Annotated in this window: 12 protein-coding genes; 7 read left to right on the top strand and 5 right to left on the bottom strand. The window is 70.9% G+C overall.

Annotated elements, in window-relative coordinates:
• Positions 1 to 18: 18 nt before the first annotated feature.
• Both MPE_RS11680 and MPE_RS11685 read right to left on the bottom strand, forming a co-directional pair.
• The gene (locus tag MPE_RS11680; protein ID WP_041929660.1) at positions 19 to 990 is read right to left on the bottom strand and encodes a GGDEF domain-containing protein; all 972 of its coding nucleotides are present in this window, start codon (positions 988 to 990) and stop codon (positions 19 to 21) included.
• Between the two features lie 76 nt (positions 991 to 1,066).
• A complete protein-coding gene (locus MPE_RS11685; protein ID WP_011829907.1) occupies positions 1,067 to 2,347 on the bottom strand; it encodes a type IV pili methyl-accepting chemotaxis transducer N-terminal domain-containing protein in 1,281 nt (426 codons plus the stop codon).
• Positions 2,348 to 2,682: 335 nt separating this feature from the next.
• On the opposite strand from MPE_RS11685, the gene MPE_RS11690 reads away from it, so the two are divergent.
• Positions 2,683 to 3,939 (top strand): MFS transporter, encoded by a 1,257-nt coding sequence (locus tag MPE_RS11690; RefSeq protein ID WP_011829908.1) that lies wholly within the window; start codon positions 2,683 to 2,685, stop codon positions 3,937 to 3,939.
• Positions 3,940 to 3,993: 54 nt separating this feature from the next.
• Here the strand turns inward: MPE_RS11690 and MPE_RS11695 are convergent, their stop codons facing one another.
• Entirely contained in the window at positions 3,994 to 5,703 is a 1,710-nt protein-coding gene (locus MPE_RS11695) for a bifunctional protein-serine/threonine kinase/phosphatase (RefSeq protein WP_041929661.1), read from the bottom strand.
• A 140-nt stretch (positions 5,704 to 5,843) separates the two neighbouring features.
• Between MPE_RS11695 and nirB the strand changes: the two genes are divergently transcribed.
• The 5 genes from nirB (at position 5,844) to cobA (ending at position 13,361) form a co-directional block, all read left to right on the top strand.
• Positions 5,844 to 8,303: a nitrite reductase large subunit NirB gene (gene nirB / locus MPE_RS11700; RefSeq protein ID WP_011829910.1), complete on the top strand. Its 2,460-nt coding sequence runs from the start codon at positions 5,844 to 5,846 to the stop codon at positions 8,301 to 8,303.
• A gap of 18 nt (positions 8,304 to 8,321) precedes the next feature.
• Positions 8,322 to 8,702, top strand: coding sequence for a nitrite reductase small subunit NirD (nirD, locus tag MPE_RS11705; protein WP_036233853.1), 381 nt, complete (start codon positions 8,322 to 8,324; stop codon positions 8,700 to 8,702).
• Positions 8,703 to 8,734: 32 nt separating this feature from the next.
• Positions 8,735 to 11,524 (top strand): nitrate reductase, encoded by a 2,790-nt coding sequence (locus MPE_RS11710; protein WP_011829912.1) that lies wholly within the window; start codon positions 8,735 to 8,737, stop codon positions 11,522 to 11,524.
• 117 nt (positions 11,525 to 11,641) lie between these two features.
• Complete coding sequence (gene ybiB / locus MPE_RS11715; protein WP_011829913.1) at positions 11,642 to 12,598, top strand: DNA-binding protein YbiB; 957 nt, start codon at positions 11,642 to 11,644, stop codon at positions 12,596 to 12,598.
• Positions 12,582 to 13,361, top strand: a complete 780-nt coding sequence (gene cobA, locus MPE_RS11720) for a uroporphyrinogen-III C-methyltransferase (protein ID WP_011829914.1) — start codon at positions 12,582 to 12,584, stop codon at positions 13,359 to 13,361. Before ybiB ends, cobA begins: the two co-directional genes overlap by 17 nt.
• 7 nt (positions 13,362 to 13,368) lie before the next feature.
• Here cobA and MPE_RS11725 read toward each other — a convergent pair whose 3' ends face one another.
• Together MPE_RS11725 and alaS are read right to left on the bottom strand one after the other, a co-directional pair.
• Positions 13,369 to 14,025, bottom strand: a complete 657-nt coding sequence (locus tag MPE_RS11725) for an NMCC_0638 family (lipo)protein (RefSeq protein ID WP_011829915.1) — start codon at positions 14,023 to 14,025, stop codon at positions 13,369 to 13,371.
• A gap of 20 nt (positions 14,026 to 14,045) precedes the next feature.
• On the bottom strand, positions 14,046 to 16,673 hold the full coding sequence (alaS, locus tag MPE_RS11730; protein WP_011829916.1) for an alanine--tRNA ligase: 2,628 nt from the start codon (positions 16,671 to 16,673) through the stop codon (positions 14,046 to 14,048).
• Between the two features lie 170 nt (positions 16,674 to 16,843).
• Here alaS and MPE_RS11735 point away from each other — a divergent pair, with 170 nt between their 5' ends.
• Entirely contained in the window at positions 16,844 to 18,322 is a 1,479-nt protein-coding gene (locus tag MPE_RS11735; RefSeq protein WP_011829917.1) for an NAD-dependent succinate-semialdehyde dehydrogenase, read from the top strand.
• Positions 18,323 to 18,335 lie beyond the last annotated feature (13 nt).

Here is an 18,335-nt window from a genome sequence, read left to right on the forward strand (position 1 = left end):
CCGGCGCGCGCCCTGCGGTCAGCCGACCGTGGCCCCGCCGAAGGCGATGCTGGCCAGCGCCACGTGGTTGCCGCCACGCTGCACGGCCTGCGCCAGCGCAGTCTCGGCGGCGTGCAGCAGACCGGCCTGCGTCTGCGCGGTGTGCGGGAAGCTCGCGAGCCCCATCGACACCGTGAACCGCAGCGCCGCGCCGCCCTTGGGCACGAGCTGCGTTGCGCACTGGCGGCGCATTCCCTCCATGCGGGCATGGGCCGTCGCCAGGCCCATGCCGGACAGCAGCAGCGCGAAGCGCTCGCCCTCGAGACGGCACGGGGCATCCATCGCACGCGTATTGCTGCGCAGCAGCCGGGCCATCGCCTCGAAGACGCGCTCGCGACCGGCGTCGTCATGGGGCGGGCTGCCGGCGGGTGGCGCATCGACGTGGATGTAGACCACGGCGAACTCACGGTGCTCGCGCAGCGACAGGTCGATCTCACGGCGCAACTGGTCGTCGAACTGCTCGCGACGGCCGATGCTGCGCACCGGCTCGCCCGACGCGTTGCGGTTCTCCGCATCGCTGCGCAGCGCCTCGTTGGCACGCTGCTGCTCCTCGAGCTGGTGCAGCGCCTGCTGCAGCTGGCCGGACAGGCGGGTGCGCTCGCTGCGCTCGACCCACACGCCCAGCAGGGCTCCACCATCGAGCGGCACGCGCGCACCGAGGAACTCGCGCCGCTCGCCGCCGAACTCGAGGCTGTGTTCACTGACGCTGGCGCCGGGCCGGGCCAGCGCGGCCTGATCGGCGGCGCGCAGCGCGCCGGCGGTCGGCGCGGTGAGCAGTTCGGCATCGGTCCGGCCGCAGGCCTCGGTGGGCACGCCGAGCGCTGCGACCGCCGCCGCGTTGAGGTGTGTGTAGCGACCCGCGGCGTCCTTCGTGTAGACGGGCAGACCGAGCTTTTCGAGCGCCTCGGCAAGGGCCGACGCGGTGGCGGAGGACTCGTAGGAAACGCTCATGGTGCTCGGACCATGATAGCCCTGCACCGCAGGCGTGCCCCCCCAGCTTGAGGGTGTCGAACCCCCTAGCGCTGCATCAGCCGATCAGCGTCTGCATGCTGTGCTCGATCTGCCCGGTGAGCTGCTCGAAGCGCTCGAGCAGCGTGTCGCTCGCGTCGGCCAGCTGCTGCCGGCCAGCCGGCGTGCCGGCGGCGTCGATGCCGGCGCGCATCTGCGGCCAGGCCTGCGCCGCGGCGGCCAGCGTCGCGCAGATCTCGGGGGTCGACAGCGGCGCGGCCTGCAATGCGGCCAGCGCCTCCTCGGCCTCGAGCGCGGTGCGCTCGGCCGCCTCGCGCGCCAGCGCGGCCATCGGACCCGGCAGCAGCGTGGCCAGCAGCACCTCCTTGGCCAGCCGCTGGCTCAGCATGCGCTGCCGGCCCGCGAGGTTGATCACGTGCAGGCGCGGCATGCCGCTGGCCTGCTCCAGGGCGGCGGTCAGTGTCTCGGCGGCCTGCAGCAGCGCCTCGGCCAGCGCATCGAGCTTGAGCAGGCGCGCGGCCTGCGGTGCTTCGCCGAGCATCGCGTCCAGCGGCTTCCAGGCGCTCAGCACGCCGTCCAGCAGGTCGCCGAAGGTGGGTTTGGACAGCAGGCGCCCCAGTTGGGCCAGGTTGGCCTCCAGGCGCTCGACCGCCTGCGACTGCAGAACCCGCGCCGCGCCGGCCTCCGCCTCACCGCCAGCGACCTGCAGCGCATAGAGCTTGACCAGCCGCTGCGACAGCATGCGCAGCTGGCCGGAGCGGTTGACCCCGGCCGCGTCCTGCGCGGCATCGATGAGCAGCTGGGCCGCCTGACCGACGCGCAGTTGCTGCTGCATCGCGCTCTGGCGCAGCAGCCTGAACGCCTCGTCTTCCGGGACCTGGCGCGCCAGCATCAGGATGCCCTTGGCCCGATCGACCAGCTTGCGTTCTTCGTAGCGGTTCCCCAGGTCCTCGAGCGCATCGCGCAGCCCGCGCTCGTGGCGGAAGCGCGCCTGCACGAGCTGCAGCAACGGCCGCAGCCGCGCTGCGGCGTAGCCCTGCACGACCCAGCCCTGCACGCCGCACTGCAGGGCCCGCTCCATGGCCTCGACGCCGGCGTCGCCGCTGAACACGAGCACCGGCAGGGCCTGGGTCGTGCGCAGGATGTCCAGCGCACGGAACAGCGGCTCACCCGGGTGCGAAGACCAGCCCACCAGCACGTCGGGTCCCTGCCGCAGTGCCTCCTGCACCAGCTTGTCGCATGGACAGGCACCAAGCACGTGAATGCCGGCCGCGCGCAGATCGGCTGCCAGCGGCGGCGCACCGTGATCGGGGTCGAGCACAAGGAGAACGGAAGTCACGCGACGACGGGCCTTTTCAGAGGAGCGGACGCAGGGCGCGACCTGCGGGGGGCGCCAGTATGGAGCAGCCGGCGTGGCGCCGGCCGCTCCCCCTGGCACGGATGCTGCTCCGCACAACGCGGGCGCAGCGACGCGCCCGGATCGGCGCTCCGCACGCCCGGTCCTGTGCACACCGACGTGCCCAGCTTCGTGCCTTCGTCACTCGCCCCCGGGGGCCGAGCGACTGTTCTCCCTGGAGAAGCACCATGAGCTCGCCGTCGTCGGCCGCCATCATCGCGGCGCCCCACCCCCCCTTCTCGCATCGCTGCCGCGCGTGAGCGCAGGCACGTCACGCCATGGCTGATTTCAAGACCTTCGTGCGCTCGGGCCACTGGCCCACGCTGCTCGCGTCCTTCCTCTACTTCGACTTCTGCTTCGCGATCTGGGTACTGAACGGCGCGATGGCGCCCTTCATCAGCGAAAGCTTCCAGCTCACCGCCGCGCAGAAGGGCTTCATGGTGTCGGTGCCGATCCTGGCCGGCGCGCTGATGCGCTTCCCGCTGGGCGTGCTGTCGCAGTACATCGGCCGCAAGAACGCGGCGATGGTCGAGATGGGCCTGATCGTCGCCGCACTGGGATACGGCTACGGCTACGTCGACAGCTATGACGGCGTGCTCGCGATGGGGGTGCTGCTCGGCATCGCCGGCGCGAGCTTCGGCGTTGCGCTGTCGCTGGGCTCGGGCTGGTTCCCGCCGCAGCACAAGGGGCTGGCGATGGGCATCGCCGGCGCCGGCAACTCGGGCACGGTGCTCGCCGTGCTGTTCGCGCCGCCGCTGGCGGCCAAGTTCGGCTGGTCCACCGTCTACGGCCTGGCGGCCTGCACCATGCTGCTGCCGATGCTGGTGATGTGGTTCGCCGCCAAGGAGCCGCCGGACCGCGAGCACCAGACGCTGCGCGAGCACGTGGCCTGCCTGTTCGAGAAGGACGGCTGGGCCTTCAGCCTGATCTACATCATCACCTTCGGCGGCTTCATCGGCCTGGCGAGCTTCCTGCCGACCTACTTCTACGACCAGTTCCACGTCACCAAGATCGAGGCCGGCCAGTTGACGATGCTGGCCACGCTGATGGGCTCGGCGGTGCGCGTGCTGGGTGGCTACATCTCCGACCGCATCGGCGGCATCAACACGCTCAGCGGCGTGCTGATGATCGTGATCGTGACGCTGGTGATGTGCGGCTTCGCGGGCGGCTCGGTCGCGGTCACCACGCTGCTCTTCATGCTGTGCTTCGCGGCGCTCGGCGCCGGCAACGGCGCGCTGTTCCAGCTGGTGCCGCTGCGCTGGCCGCTGACCACCGCGGTGGCTGGCTCGATGATCGGCGAGGTCGGCGCGCTCGGCGGCGGCTTCCTGCCCAATGCGATGGGGCAGTCCAAGCAACTGGCGGGCACCTACCTGTGGGGCTTCGTCGCCTTCGCGGTGCTGGCGCTCGTGATGCTGGTGATGCTGCGGCGCGTGCAGATCCGCTGGACCCGCACCTGGGCCGAGAAAGGCGGGCGCGCCCGCCCGATGACCGCGCCGACCGACTACGGTGCCGCCAGCCGGACCGCGCAGCGCTAGTCCCGGGGCAGCCGCATGACCCGCCTCCAGCCCGGTGCCGCCGCCTGCCCCGCTTCAGCGCGGCAGGAACAACAGCCACACCACGAGCAGCATGTTGAACAGCAGCGAGATCGCGAAGGCGATCTTCCACAGCGCGTTCGGGTCGCGGGCGACGAGCGGCGTCGCCGGCGGCGCGGCGAGCGGGCGCGACGCGCCGCGCTCCAGCGCCAGCACGAACTCCTCGGCCGTCTCGAAGCGCTGCTGGCGCTCGCGCGCCACGGCCTTCAGCACCACGTGGTCCAGCCAGATCGGCAGCTCGGGCCGCAACCGCGAGGGCGCGATCGGGTCGCGCCGGTAGCGCGCGAGCTGGAACGGCTCGATCTCGCCGTACGGCAGCCGGCCACTCAGCCAGCGGTAGAGCGTGACGCCCAGCGCGTAGAGGTCGCTCGCCGCGTCGGCGCCGGCATGCCCTGCTTCCCACTGCTCGGGATTCATGTAGCTGGGCGTACCAGCATGCAGGCTGCGCACCGCTGGCGGCTCGCGACCGGAGATCGCCACGCCCAGGTCGAGCAGGCGCCACTGGCCGTCGTCGCCCAGGTGCAGGTTGGCCGGCTTGACGTCGCGATGCACCACGCGCTGACGGTGCAGCCGGCCCAGCGCGCGCGCCGCGGCCAGCGTGCCCTGCACGATCTCCTCCACGCTGAAGGCCTGCCCGGCCTCCAGCAGCTGCTCGAGCGTGCGGCCGCCGTGCCAGTCGAACACCGCATAGAAGGCGCTCGGGTCGCGCGGCTCGCGCACCCGCACGAAACCCTGCCCGTCGCGCTCGGTGACGGTGCGGCCCAGCCAGGCCTCATGGGCCAGCATCGCGCGCTCCTCGGGATCGCCGGCACGCGACTCGTGCAGCGTCTTGATCGCCACCAGCTCGCGCGTCGCCGCATCGCGCGCCTGCACCAGCCGGTGCACGCCGGTGTTGGCCACCAGCGCGGTGATCACATAGCCGTCGAGCGTGTCGCCCACCTTGAGGCGCGGCGGTATCGGCAACTGGCGTCCCAGCAGCAGGGCGTCGTCCAGGCTGCCGGCATCGAGCCCGCGCACGCGGACGACCAGCGCCGTGGCGTTGTCTCGGCCCCCCGCCGCGAGCGCCGCCTCGACCAGTCGCTCGCTCGCCTGCTGCGCGGTCTCGGCGGCGCCGAGCAGCTCGCGCATCGCGGCGTGCTTGAGCACCTGGTGCACACCGTCGCTGCTGAGCAGCAGCGTGTCGCCGATCTGCAGCTCGCCCTGGTGGAAGTCGATGCGCAGGCTGTCGTCGAGTCCGATCGCACGCGTGAGCTGGCTGCGCAGGTCCGGGTGGTCGAAGGCGTGGTCGTGGGTGAGTTGCGTGCATTCGCCGCCGCGCAGCAGCCAGGCCCGCGTGTCACCGACGTGGGCCACGGTCCAGGTGTGCCCGCGCAGCACCACCGCGGTCAGCGTGGTCAGGCCCGACGCATCGCCGCTGCGGCGCCGGTTGTGGTCGACCAGCCAGGCGTTGTGAGCCCCCAGCAGGCGGTCGAGCGCGACGGTGGTCTCCCAGGTCGCGGGCACGGCGTGGAAATCGTTGACGAGCGAGATCACCGCGGTCTGCGCCGCCACCAGGCCGTGGCCGCCGGCCGACACGCCGTCGGCGATGGCCGCGATCAGGCCGCGGCCGGCCTCGTGCGGCGCTGCCCGCAGCGCCGCGGCGAAGTCCTCGTTGCGCTCGCGCGGGCCCTTGTGGCTGGCATGCCCGATGTCGACGTCGAAGCTCATGAAAGGCCGCAATCCAGGTTCCCCCCGCGCTGCAGTGCGCCGCGGCCGGGGCGCGCCGATTCTGCCGCCGAACGCCGCGCGCGCCGCCGCGCTGGCACCCCGATTGCTAAACCTCAGCTGTGGTCGAAGGAGATCTGCGCATGAAGAAGATGAAACTCGTGATGGTGGGCAACGGCATGGCCGGCGTCCGCACCCTGGAAGAGCTGCTGAAGATCGCGCCCGATCTCTACGACATCACCGTGTTCGGCGCCGAGCCGCATCCCAACTACAACCGCATCCTGCTGAGCCCGGTGCTGGCGGGCGAGCAGACGGTCGACGAGATCATCCTCAACCCGCTCGACTGGTATGCCGAGCACGGCATCGCGCTGCACCTGGGCAAGAAGGTCACCGAGATCGACCGCGTGAAGCGCATCGTTCGCGCGTCCGACGGCACCGAGGCCGAATACGACCGCCTGCTGATCGCCACCGGCTCCAACCCCTTCATCCTGCCGGTCCCGGGCAAGGACCTGGAGGGCGTGATCGCCTACCGCGACATCGCCGACACCAACACCATGATCCAGACGGCCGAGAAGTACCGGCACGCCGTCGTGATCGGCGGCGGCCTGCTGGGGCTGGAGGCTGCCAACGGCCTGATGCTGCGCGGCATGCAGGTGACCGTGGTGCACATCATGCCGTGGCTGATGGAACGCCAGCTCGACGACGTGGCGGGCAGACTGCTGCAGAAGTCGCTGGAGGACCGTGGCCTGAAGTTCCTAATCGGCGCGCAGACCGAGCAACTGATCGGCGACAAGGACGGCCGCGTGATGGCCGTGCGCTTCAAGGACGGCCAGGAGATTCCCGCCGACTTGGTGGTGATGGCCGCCGGCATCCGCCCCAACACCGAACTCGCCCTGAAGGCCGGCCTGCACTGCTTCAATGACGGCCGGGGCGGCATCGTCGTCACCGACACCCTGCAGACCGTGACCGACCCGCGCATCTACTCCGTGGGCGAATGCGCCGCGCACCGCGGCATCGCCTACGGGCTGGTGGCGCCGCTGTTCGAGCAGGGCAAGGTGTGCGCGACGCACCTGGCGCAGTTCGGCATCGGCCGCTACACCGGCAGCCTGACCAGCACCAAGCTCAAGGTCACCGGCATCGACCTGTTCTCGGCCGGCGAGTTCATGGGCGGCACCGACACCGAGGAGATCGTGATGAGCGATCCCTTCGGCGGCGTCTACAAGAAGCTGGTCATCAAGGACGACAAGCTGGTCGGTGCCTGCCTGTACGGCGACACGGTCGACGGCTCCTGGTATTTCAAGCTGCTGCGCGAGGGTCGCAGCGTCGCCGACATCCGCGACAAGCTGATGTTCGGCGAATCCAACATCGGCGACACCGGTCACGAGGGCCACAGCAAGGCCGCCGCCATGGCCGACAGCGACGAGGTCTGCGGCTGCAACGGCGTCACCAAGGGCGCGATCTGCAAGGCCATCAAGGAAAAGGGACTGTTCACCCTCGAGGAGGTGAAGAAGCACACCAAGGCCAGCGCGAGCTGCGGCTCCTGCACCGGCCTGGTCGAGCAGCTGCTGATGTTCACCGCCGGCGGCGACTACTCGGCCGCCCCCACCAAGAAGGCGATGTGCGGCTGCACCGACTACAGCCACGCCGAGGTGCGCGAGGCGATCCGCACCGTGCCGTCGGACGGCAGCAAGCTGCTCACGGTCGACGGCGTCTACAAGGCCCTGAACTGGCGCACCCCGAACGGCTGCTCGAGCTGCCGGCCGGCCGTCAACTACTACCTCATCAGCACCTGGCCGAAGGAGGCGCGCGACGATCCGCAGTCGCGCTTCATCAACGAGCGCAGCCACGCCAACATCCAGAAGGACGGCACCTACTCGGTGATCCCGCGCATGTGGGGCGGCGAGACCACGGCCTCCGAGCTGCGCCGGCTCGCCGATGCCGTGGACAAGTACAAGATCCCGACCGTCAAGGTCACCGGCGGCCAGCGCATCGACCTGCTGGGCGTTAAGAAGGAAGACCTGCCCGCGGTCTGGAAGGACATCGGCATGCCCAGCGGCCATGCCTACGCGAAGGCGCTGCGCACCGTGAAGACCTGCGTTGGCAGCGAGTGGTGCCGCTTCGGCACCCAGGACAGCACGCAGATGGGCAAGGACCTGGAACGCGCGATGTGGCGCATGTATGCGCCGCACAAGGTGAAGTTCGCCGTGTCGGGCTGCCCGCGCAACTGTGCCGAGGCCGGCATCAAGGACGTCGGCATCATCGGCGTCGATTCCGGCTGGGAGATGTACGTGGCCGGCAACGGCGGCATCAAGACCGAGGTGGCGCACTTCTTCGTCAAGCTCAAGACGCCGGAGGAGGTGCTCGAGTACACCGGCGCCTTCTGCCAGCTCTACCGCGAGGAAGGCTGGTACCTCGAGCGCACGGTGCACTACGTGAACCGGGTCGGGCTCGACTACGTGAAGAAGAAGATCCTCGACGACGCCGAGGGCCGCAAGGCGCTGTGGGAGCGGCTGCAGTTCGCGCTCGACGGCGAACCCGACCCGTGGTTCGAGTTCGACAAGGCCGAGGTCGACAAGCGCCAGTTCGACGCGCTGAACGCCTGAGGCCGAAGGAGACTGATGATGAGTGACTGGAAGACAATCTGCCGTGTCGAAGACATCCCGGTGCTGGGCGCGCGCCGCGTGCTGCGGGCCAACGCCGTGGCCGTGGCGGTGTTCCGCAACAGCGAGGACAAGGTGTTCGCGCTGCTCGACCGCTGCCCGCACAAGGGCGGCCCGCTGAGCCAGGGCATCGTGTTCGGCGAGAGCGTGGCCTGCCCGCTGCACAACTGGACCATCGGTCTGGCCGACGGCTGCGCCAAGGCGCCCGACGAGGGCTGCACGCCGACCTTTGCCTGCAAGGTCGAGGGCGGCGAGGTCTTCCTCGATGCCGCGGAACTGGCCGGCAAGGCACTCGACGCCGTCGCCCCGGTCGCGGGCCCCTGCAGCAAGGCGACGGCCTGACGACGGCGACTGACGACCGCACACCCGATTCCATGCGCGAGACCCGATCGACCTGTCCTTACTGCGGCGTCGGCTGCGGCGTGATCATCGAGTCGCAGGGCGCGCAGATCACCGGCGTGCGCGGCGATCCGGAGCACCCGGCGAACTTCGGCCGCCTGTGCACCAAGGGCAGCACGCTGCATCTCACCGCCTCGGCCGCCATCACGCAGCAGACGCGCCTGCTGCAGCCGCTGCGGCGCGCCGCGCGCGGCCAGGCTGCTCAGCCGGTGGGCTGGGACGCCGCGCTCGACGAGGCCGCCGAGCGCTTCGCGGCGGTGATCGCGCAGCACGGGCCGGACGCAGTGGGCTTCTACCTGTCGGGCCAGTTGCTGACCGAGGATTACTACGTCTTCAACAAGATCGCCAAGGGCCTGATCGGCACCAACAACGTCGACACCAACTCACGCCTGTGCATGAGCAGCGCGGTGGCCGGCTACAAGGCCACGCTCGGCGCCGACGCGCCGCCGGCCTGCTACGACGACCTGAAGCACGCCAGCACGATCTTCATCGCCGGCAGCAACACCGCCTGGGCCCACCCCATCCTGTTCCGCCGGCTCGAGGACGCGCGCGCCGCCAACCCGGCGATGAAGCTGATCGTCGCCGACCCGCGCCGCACCGAGACCGCCGAGGTCGCCGACCTGCACCTGCCGCTGCTGCCCGGCACCGACGTGGCACTGTTCCACGGCTTGCTGCATCTGCTGATGTGGGAGGGCCTGACCGACACCGCCTACATCGCCACCCACACCACCGGCTTCGAGGCGCTGCGCGACCGGGTGCGCGAGTTCACGCCCAAGCACGTGGCCCAGGTCTGCGGGCTCGACGAGTCCGCCATCGTGCAGGCGGCGCGCTGGTTCGGCCAGAACACGCCGACGCTGAGCCTGTACTGCCAGGGCCTGAACCAGAGCTCGAGCGGCACCGACAAGAACGCCGCGCTGATCAACCTGCACCTCGCCACCGGGCAGATCGGCAAACCCGGCGCCGGCCCGTTCTCGCTGACCGGCCAGCCCAATGCGATGGGCGGGCGCGAGGTCGGCGGCCTGGCCAACCTGCTGAGCGCACACCGCGACCTCGCCAACCCGCAGCACCGCGCCGAGGTCGCCGCGCTGTGGGGCGTGCCGGACGTGCCCGCCGCACCAGGCAAGAGTGCGGTGGAGATGTTCCAGGCCGCCGCCGACGGCGAGATCAAGGCGCTGTGGATCAGCTGCACCAACCCCGCGCAGTCGATGCCCGACCAGACGACGGTGCGCCGCGCCCTCGAACGCTGCGAGTTCGTCGTGTTGCAGGAAGCCTTCGCCACCACCGCCACCGCGGCCTATGCCGACCTGCTGCTGCCGGCCACGACCTGGGGCGAGAAGGACGGCACCGTCACCAACAGCGAACGCCGCATCAGCCGCGTGCGCCCGGCCGTTGCGGCGCCCGGCGAGGCCCGCCACGATTGGGCCGCCGCGGTCGACTTCGCACGCCGGCTCGAAGCGAAGCTGCCGCGCCGCGCCGCGAACGGCGGCTCGCTGTTCCCGTATGCCGGCCCCGAGTCGGTGTGGAACGAACACCGCGAGAGCACGCGCGGACGCGACCTCGACATCACCGGCCTCAGCTACGCCCGCCTCGACCAGGGCCCTCAGCTGTGGCCCTGCCCGCAAGGTCAGGCCGAAGGCCGCGCCCGGCTCTACGAGGACGGCGTGTTCGCCACCCCCGACGGCCGAGCCCGCTTCGCGGCGATGGCCTATCGGCCGGTGGCGGAGCCGCGCGACGCGCGCTACCCGGTCTCGCTGACCACCGGCCGGCTGCGCGATCACTGGCACGGCATGAGCCGCACCGGCACGCTGGGCCGGCTGTTCGGCCACGTCGCGGAGCCCGGCGTCGAGATCCATCCGCGGGAGCTGGTGCGTCGCGGCTGGGAGGAAGGCGCGCTGGTGCACGTGACCTCGCGCCGCGGCTCGGTGATGCTGCCGGTGCGGGCCAGCGATTCGGTCGCGCCGGCGCAGGCCTTCGTGGCGATGCACTGGGGCGAGGAATTCGTCTCCGGCCTGTCGCCGTCGGGCGTGCGGCTGGCCGGCATCAACACGCTGATGCCCAGCGCCTACTGTCCGCAGTCGAAGCAGCCCGAGCTCAAGCACGCGGCGGTGAAGCTGCTGAAGGCCGAGATGCCCTGGCAACTGCTCGCCGCTGCCTGGCTGCCCGAGGACCAGGCCCTGCTGGCGCAGCAGCGGCTGCGCGACCTGATGCCCTCGTTCTCCTACGCGCACTGCGTGCCCTTCGGGCGCGAGCCGCATGCGCGCGGCGTGGTCGGCGTGCTGTTCCGGGCCGCCGCCGAGGAGCCGGCGGCCGACGAACTGATGGCGCAGATCGAGAGCCTGCTCGGCGTGGCGGGCCCGCAGGCGCTGCGCTATGCCGACCCCAAGCGCGGCCAGCGTCGTGCGATGCGGCTGGTGGCCGGCGACGGCGGCAACGCGAGGCTCGACGCCTTCGTGCTCGGCGGCGACATCCGCGCAGAGGCCTGGATCAAGGCGCTGCTGACCGACGAACTGCCGGCGCAGGCCTACGGTCGCGCGCTGCTGCGGCCGGGCGCCGAGCCGCCGGGGGCGGTGGTGGCGCGCGGCAGGCAGGTGTGCTCGTGCTTCAACGTCACCGAGCCCGAGATCCTGGACGCCCTCACGCGCTGCAGCGGAACCCCGGAGGCTCGGCTCGATCAACTGCAAGGCCTGCTGAAGTGCGGCACGAACTGCGGCTCCTGCATTCCGGCCCTGCGCACCCTCGTTCGCGGTTCGGTGCAGGCCGCCTGACGCACACCAGGGGAGTGCGCATTCGACGAGCGTGCGCTAGCCTCCGTTTGCAAGCCGTTGCACCTGCGACGGCACAGACGGCCGGCTTGGCCTGAGTCTTGCGGAACACGGATCACGATGGGCATCGCGCACTACCTCAAGGAAATCGGCCGCGGCAAGGAAGGCGCACGTTCGCTGACCGAGGCCCAGGCCCGCGACCTGATGAACCAGGTTCTCGACCGCACGGTGAGCGAGGCCGAGCGCGGCGCGTTCGCGATCGCGATGCGCATCAAGGGCGAGAGCACCGAGGAGTTGGCTGGTTTCACCGCCTGTGCGGCCGAGCGCAGCCTGGTGCTGGAGGCGGATGCCATGCCGGTGCTGCTGCCCTCCTACAACGGCGCACGCAAGCTGCCCAACCTCACGCCGCTGCTCGCGCTGCTGCTCGCGCAGGAGGGCGTGCCGGTGCTGGTGCACGGACCGCTGCACGATCCGGCGCGCGTCACCACCTACGAACTGTTCGAGAGCCTGGGGCTGCCGATCGCGCGCGACGCCGCCGGCGTGCACGATGCCTGGGCGCGCCATGAGCCGGTGTTCGTGCCCACCGCGGTGCTGTGCCCGGCGCTGGTGCCGCTGCTCGAACTGCGCTGGGTGCTGGGCCTGCGCAACCCGGCACACACCGTGGCCAAGCTGCTGACGCCGCGAGGCCGCGCCTGCCTGCGCGTCGTCAACTACACGCACCCTGAGTACGCGGCCGCGCACACGCGCTTCCTGCAGCACACCGGCGCACATGCCCTGCTGATGCGCGGCACGGAGGGCGAGCCGGTGGCCGACGCGCGCCGCCTGCCGAAGCTCGACATCTTCATCGCCGGCACGCCGCGGCCCGAACTCGGCCGTTCCGCGGTCGAGGGCGTGCTGGCCGAGCTGCCGCTGCTGCCGCGCAGCAGCGATGCCGCGACGACGGCGGTCTACATCCAGGCGGTGGTCAGCGGAGAGAAGCCGGTCCCCGGCCCGCTCGTCGAGCAGGTCGAGGTGCTGGTCCGCGCACACGCGGCCATGCGACAACACGAGGAAAGAACCCATGAGCGCTCGGCCTGAACCTCCGGTGCCGACGGTCTGGCTCGTCGGCGCCGGCCCCGGCGACCCGGAGCTGCTGACCTTGAAGGCGGTGCGCGCGATCCGCGCTGCCACGGTGCTGCTGGTCGACGACCTGGTCGGCGACGCGGTGCTGCGCTACGCGCGCCGCTCGGCGCGCATCGTCCACGTCGGCAAGCGCGGCGGCTGCCGCAGCACGCCGCAGGCCTTCATCGAACAGTTGATGCTGCGCGAGGCGCTGGCCGGCGAACGCGTGGTGCGGCTCAAGGGCGGCGACCCGTTCATCTTCGGGCGCGGCGGCGAGGAAGCCGCCTCGCTGCGCGCGCACGGCGTGCACGTCGAGGTGGTCAACGGCATCACCGCCGGCCTCGCCGCGGCCACCTCGATCGGCGCACCACTGACGCATCGCGACCATGCCCACGGTGTGATGCTCGTGACCGGCCACGCCAAGGACGAGTCCACCACGCTGGACTGGCGCGTACTCGGTGCGGCGGCCGCGCAGGGCCTCACGCTGGTGATCTACATGGGCGTGAGCCAGGCGGCCCGTCTGCAGGCGGGCCTGCTGGAAGCCCTGCCGGCCGGCACGCCGCTCGCCATCGTGCAGCACGCCAGCACCGCGCGGCAGCGCAGCGCGCTCACCACGCTCGGTGGCCTGCTGGACACGCTGGCGCGCGAAGGCCTCGGCAGCCCGGCCGTGCTGATCGTCGGCGACGTGCTGCGCGGGCTGGCACAGCTGTCACCCCCGGTTGCCACGCAGGCGGCCTGAGCGTCCGTCAACGATCGACCGGCGCCACCCGCAGCAGTTGCACGCCGGGCCGGTTGCCGACCAGCGTGATCGCGTCGAAGGCCCGCCGTGCCGGCTCGTCGCCGAGGTCGAAACCGGTCTGCCGACGCCAGCCGCCGGTGATCTGCACCACGCGCTCGCGCACCGGCTGCAGCGACGTGCCCGGGCCGTGGACCTCGTCGATCACCCGCAGGAAACCGGCGAGCACGCTGGGTCCGTCGGCATGCTCGGCCCACACCACGCAGCGGCCATCATCCGCGAGCGCCAGTTGCAGCAGGGCCTCGCGGTCGGGTGCGGCGTAGACCTGCCCGCTCGCCCCGCCGAGCAGGCTGCTGCGCTGCGCATCATCGGTCTGCAGCGGCGCCAGGCCGGCAGCCAGCGCCAGGTCGACCCGCGCACCGGCATCGCCGCCGGCGACGGCGCAGGTGCGACCGTAGAGCTCCACCGCTTCCTGCGCCAGGGTCCGCGCATCGACCACTGGTCCCTGCACCACCGCATCGGTGCGCGCCGAGCCCGGCGGCGCCACGAACTCCGGCCCGGCCGATTGCGCCGCGACCGACTGCAGCACGGCCACCAGCACCACGCCGATCCCGAGCCTCCGCCCCAGCCCGCCGCGCGGGCCCGCGCATCGCTGCAGCGGCTCCATGCGATCCAGGCCCGTGCGGCTCAGGCCCGCTCGCCGACCCAGCCGGCCACCGAAGCCAGCGCCGCCCCCAACCCGGCCGGATCGGTGCCGCCGGCCATCGCGAGGTCCGGCTTGCCGCCCCCCTTGCCGCCGACCTGCTGCGCCACGAAGTTGACCAGCTCGCCGGCCTTGACCCGGGCGGTCGCATCGGCGGTCACGCCGGCGGCGAGCTGCACCTTGCCGCCCTCCACCACTGCCAGCACGATGGCCGCGCTCTTGAGCTTGTTCTTCAGCTGGTCCAGGGTGTCGCGCAGCGCCTTCGCGTCGGCGCCTTCGAGCCGGGCCGCCAGCACCTTCAGACCCTTCACGTCGACGGCCTGTGCCAGCAGCCCGTCACCCTGCGAGGAAGCGAGCTTGCCCTTCAGCGCGGCGAGCTCCTTCTCCAGCGTGCGCAGCTGCTCCAGCACCGCGGCGACGCGGCCCGGCACCTCGGCCGGCGCCGCCTTCAGCGCGCCGGCCAGACCGGCCACCGTGCCCTCGAGCTGCTGCACGTAGGCCAGCGCGTTGTCGCCGGTGATCGCCTCGACGCGGCGGATGCCGGCCGCGACGCCGCTCTCGGCGACCACCTTGAACAGCCCGATGTCGCCGGTGCGCTGCACATGGGTGCCGCCGCACAGCTCGCGGCTGCTGCCGATGTCGAGCACGCGCACCTCGTCGCCGTACTTCTCGCCGAACAGCATCATCGCGCCGAGCTTCTGCGCCTCCTCCATCGGCAGCACGCGCGCCTGTGTCGGCGCGTTGGCCAGGATCTCGGCGTTGACGATCGCCTCCACCTTCGCGATCTGCGCATCGCTCATCGGCGCGTTGTGCGCGAAGTCGAAGCGAGTGCGCTCGGCGTTCACCAGCGAGCCCTTCTGCTGCACGTGGCCGCCCAGCACTTCGCGCAGTGCCTTGTGCATCAGGTGGGTCACGCTGTGGTTGCGCACGGTCCTGGCGCGCTGCTCCCCGTCGACCCGCGCGTTCAGCACGTCGCCGACCCGGATCTCGCCCTCGACCACGCGGCCGTGGTGGCCGAACACGTCGGCCTGGATCTTCTGCGTGTCCTCCACGATCACGCGGCTCGTGCCGTTGCGCAGCTCGCCGCCGTCGCCGACCTGGCCGCCGCTCTCAGCGTAGAACGGCGTGTGGTCGAGCACGATCACCGCGTCGTCGCCGGCCTTCGCGCTCGGCACGGCCGAACCATCGACGTAGACCGCGGTGACCTTCGAGCCCTCGTGCACCAGGTGCTCGTAGCCGTGGAAGGTGGTGGCCGCACCGGCGTACTCGAGGCCGGCGGCCATCTTGAACTTGCCGGCCGCGCGCGCCTGCTCGCGCTGGCGCTTCATCGCGGCGTCGAAGCCGGCCTGGTCGACCGTCACGCCGCGTTCGCGGCAGACATCGGCGGTCAGGTCGAGCGGGAAACCGTAGGTGTCGTGCAGCTTGAAGGCGGTTTCACCGTCGAGGGTCTTCGCGCCGCCGGCCAGGGCCGATTCCAGGATCTCCATCCCGTTGGCGATGGTCTGGAAGAAGCGCTCCTCCTCCTGCTTCAGCACCTCGGTCACGCGCGCCTCGGCGCGGGCCAGCTCGGGGTAGGCCTCGCCCATCTGGCGCACCAGCTCGGCCACCAGCGTGTGGAAGAAGGGCTTGCGGGCGCCGAGCTTGTAGCCGTGGCGGATGCCGCGGCGGGCGATGCGGCGCAGCACGTAGCCGCGGCCCTCGTTGCCGGGGATCACGCCGTCGACGATGGTGAACGAACAGGCGCGGATGTGGTCGGCAATGACCTTCAGCGACGGCGAGTCCTTGTCGCTGTCGCCTGCGCCGGCCGCGTCCACCGCCTGCTTGGCCGCCGCCAGCAGCGCGACGAACAGGTCGATCTCGTAGTTGGAGTGCACGTGCTGCAGCACCGCGGTGATGCGCTCCAGGCCCATGCCGGTGTCCACGCTCGGCTTGGGCAGCTTGTGCATCACGCCCGCCTCGTCGCGGTTGAACTGCATGAACACGTTGTTCCAGATCTCGATGTAGCGGTCGCCGTCCTCGTCGGGCGAACCGGGCGGGCCGCCGGGGATCTCGGGGCCGTGGTCGTAGAAGATCTCGGTGCACGGGCCGCAGGGCCCGGTGTCGCCCATCATCCAGAAGTTGTCGGAGGCGTAGCGCGCGCCCTTGTTGTCGCCGATGCGCACGATGCGCTCGGCCGGCACGCCGACCTGCTTGTTCCAGATCTCGTAGGCCTCGTCGTCCTCCGCGTAGACGGTGACCCAGAGCTTGTCCTTGGGCAGCTTGAAGACCTCGGTCAGCAGCTCCCAGGCATAGGCGATGGCATCCTGCTTGAAGTAGTCGCCGAAGCTGAAGTTGCCCAGCATCTCGAAGAAGGTGTGGTGCCGCGCCGTGTAGCCCACGTTCTCGAGGTCGTTGTGCTTGCCGCCGGCGCGGATGCACTTCTGTGCCGTGGTGGCGCGCGAGTACGGGCGCTTGTCGAAGCCGAGGAACACGTCCTTGAACTGGTTCATCCCCGCATTGGTGAACAGCAGCGTCGGGTCGTCGCCGGGCACCACCGGGCTCGAGGCCACGATCTGGTGGCCCTTGGACTCGAAGAACTTCAGGAAGGCGGAACGGATCTCGGAGGCTTTCATGCGGGGGCTCGGTCGGGTCGGCGGGCGGTGCGCGGCGGCGGTCCGCGACGCGCGAATGCTGGCGCAAGTGCTTGATTCAACAAACTTTTTCATTATAGGTTTGCAACCCTCATGGCCTGCGTGGAACAGGGTCGGCGCGTATCATCGAAAACCGGTTCCGGAGATACCGCATGGACATGAAGAATTCGCCGCTGGCCACCCTGGCCGACCCCACCCTGCTGAAGACCGCCGCGCTGATCGATGGGGCATGGGTCGACCGCGGCGAACACTTCGCCGTCACCGACCCTGCCACCGGTCAGGTTCTGGCGCAGGTGGCCAACCTGGGTGCTGCCGACGCCGAAGCCGCCCTCGCCGCCGCGGCGCGCGCCTGGCCGGCCTGGCGCGCCAAGACCGCCAAGGAACGCGCTTCGGTGCTGATGAAGTGGTACCAACTGCTGCTGCAGCACGCCGACGACCTGGCCCGCATCATGACCGCCGAGCAGGGCAAGCCGCTGGCCGAGGCCAAGGGCGAGGTGGGCTACGGCGCCAGCTTCATCGAGTGGTTCGCCGAGGAAGCCAAGCGCGTCTACGGCGAGACCGTCCCGACCACCGACAACAACAAGCGCTACCTGGTGCTGAAGCAGGCGATGGGCGTGTGCGCGGCCATCACGCCTTGGAACTTCCCGATCGCGATGATCACCCGCAAGGTCGCGCCGGCGCTGGCCGCCGGCTGCCCGGTGGTCATCAAGCCGGCCGAGCAGACGCCGCTGTCGGCGCTGGCCGTTGCCGAGCTGGCGCAGCGCGCCGGCATGCCGGCCGGCGTGCTGAACGTGCTGACGGCCGACGCGGAGCGCTCGATCCAGATCGGCAACGTGCTGTGCGCCAGCGACACCGTGCGCCACCTGAGCTTCACCGGCTCCACCGAGGTCGGCCGCATCCTGATGAAGCAGTGCGCGCCGACCATCAAGAAGCTGAGTCTGGAGCTCGGCGGCAACGCGCCCTTCATCGTGTTCGACGATGCCGACCTCGACAGCGCGGTCGAGGGCGCGATGATCAGCAAGTACCGCAACGCCGGCCAGACCTGCGTGTGCGCGAACCGGCTCTACGTGCAGGCCGGCGTCTACGACGCCTTCGTCGAGAAGCTGGCGGCGAAGGTGAAGGCCATCAAGGTCGGCAACGGCTTCGAGGCCGGCGTGACCCAGGGGCCGCTGATCGATGAGGCGGCGCTGGCAAAGGTGGAATCCCACGTGGCCGACGCGCTGGCCAAGGGTGCGAAGCTGCTGACCGGCGGCCAGCGCATCGGCGAGCGCTTCTACTCGCCCACGGTGCTGGCCCAGGCCACGGGCGAGATGCTCTGCGCCCGCGAGGAGACCTTCGGCCCGGTGGCGCCGGTGTTCCGTTTCGAGACCGAGGCCGAGGTGGTGGCGCTAGCCAACGACACCGAGTTCGGCCTCGCCAGCTACTTCTACAGCCGCGACGTGGGCCGCATCTTCCGCGTCGGCGAGGCGCTGGAGTACGGCATGGTCGGCATCAACACCGGCCTGATCTCGACCGCCGAGGTGCCGTTCGGCGGCGTCAAGCAGTCGGGCCTGGGCCGCGAGGGCTCGCACCACGGCATCGACGACTACGTGGAGATCAAGTACCTCTGCCTGGGCGACATCCAGAAATGACCCCCTGCTGAGC

The organism is Methylibium petroleiphilum PM1 (assembly GCF_000015725.1).
GTDB classification, from domain to species: domain Bacteria; phylum Pseudomonadota; class Gammaproteobacteria; order Burkholderiales; family Burkholderiaceae_C; genus Methylibium; species Methylibium petroleiphilum.

Excerpts from the sequence above, each read along its gene's own strand:
- MPE_RS11680 (WP_041929660.1), bottom strand. The coding sequence starts at position 990 with ATGAGCGTTTCCTACGAGTCCTCCGCCACCGCGTCGGCCCTTGCCGAG.
- MPE_RS11690 (WP_011829908.1), top strand. The coding sequence starts at position 2,683 with ATGGCTGATTTCAAGACCTTCGTGCGCTCGGGCCACTGGCCCACGCTG.
- MPE_RS11695 (WP_041929661.1), bottom strand. The coding sequence starts at position 5,703 with ATGAGCTTCGACGTCGACATCGGGCATGCCAGCCACAAGGGCCCGCGC.
- nirB (WP_011829910.1), top strand. The coding sequence starts at position 5,844 with ATGAAGAAGATGAAACTCGTGATGGTGGGCAACGGCATGGCCGGCGTC.
- nirD (WP_036233853.1), top strand. The coding sequence starts at position 8,322 with ATGAGTGACTGGAAGACAATCTGCCGTGTCGAAGACATCCCGGTGCTG.
- MPE_RS11710 (WP_011829912.1), top strand. The coding sequence starts at position 8,735 with ATGCGCGAGACCCGATCGACCTGTCCTTACTGCGGCGTCGGCTGCGGC.
- ybiB (WP_011829913.1), top strand. The coding sequence starts at position 11,642 with ATGGGCATCGCGCACTACCTCAAGGAAATCGGCCGCGGCAAGGAAGGC.
- cobA (WP_011829914.1), top strand. The coding sequence starts at position 12,582 with ATGAGCGCTCGGCCTGAACCTCCGGTGCCGACGGTCTGGCTCGTCGGC.
- MPE_RS11725 (WP_011829915.1), bottom strand. The coding sequence starts at position 14,025 with ATGGAGCCGCTGCAGCGATGCGCGGGCCCGCGCGGCGGGCTGGGGCGG.
- alaS (WP_011829916.1), bottom strand. The coding sequence starts at position 16,673 with ATGAAAGCCTCCGAGATCCGTTCCGCCTTCCTGAAGTTCTTCGAGTCC.
- MPE_RS11735 (WP_011829917.1), top strand. The coding sequence starts at position 16,844 with ATGGACATGAAGAATTCGCCGCTGGCCACCCTGGCCGACCCCACCCTG.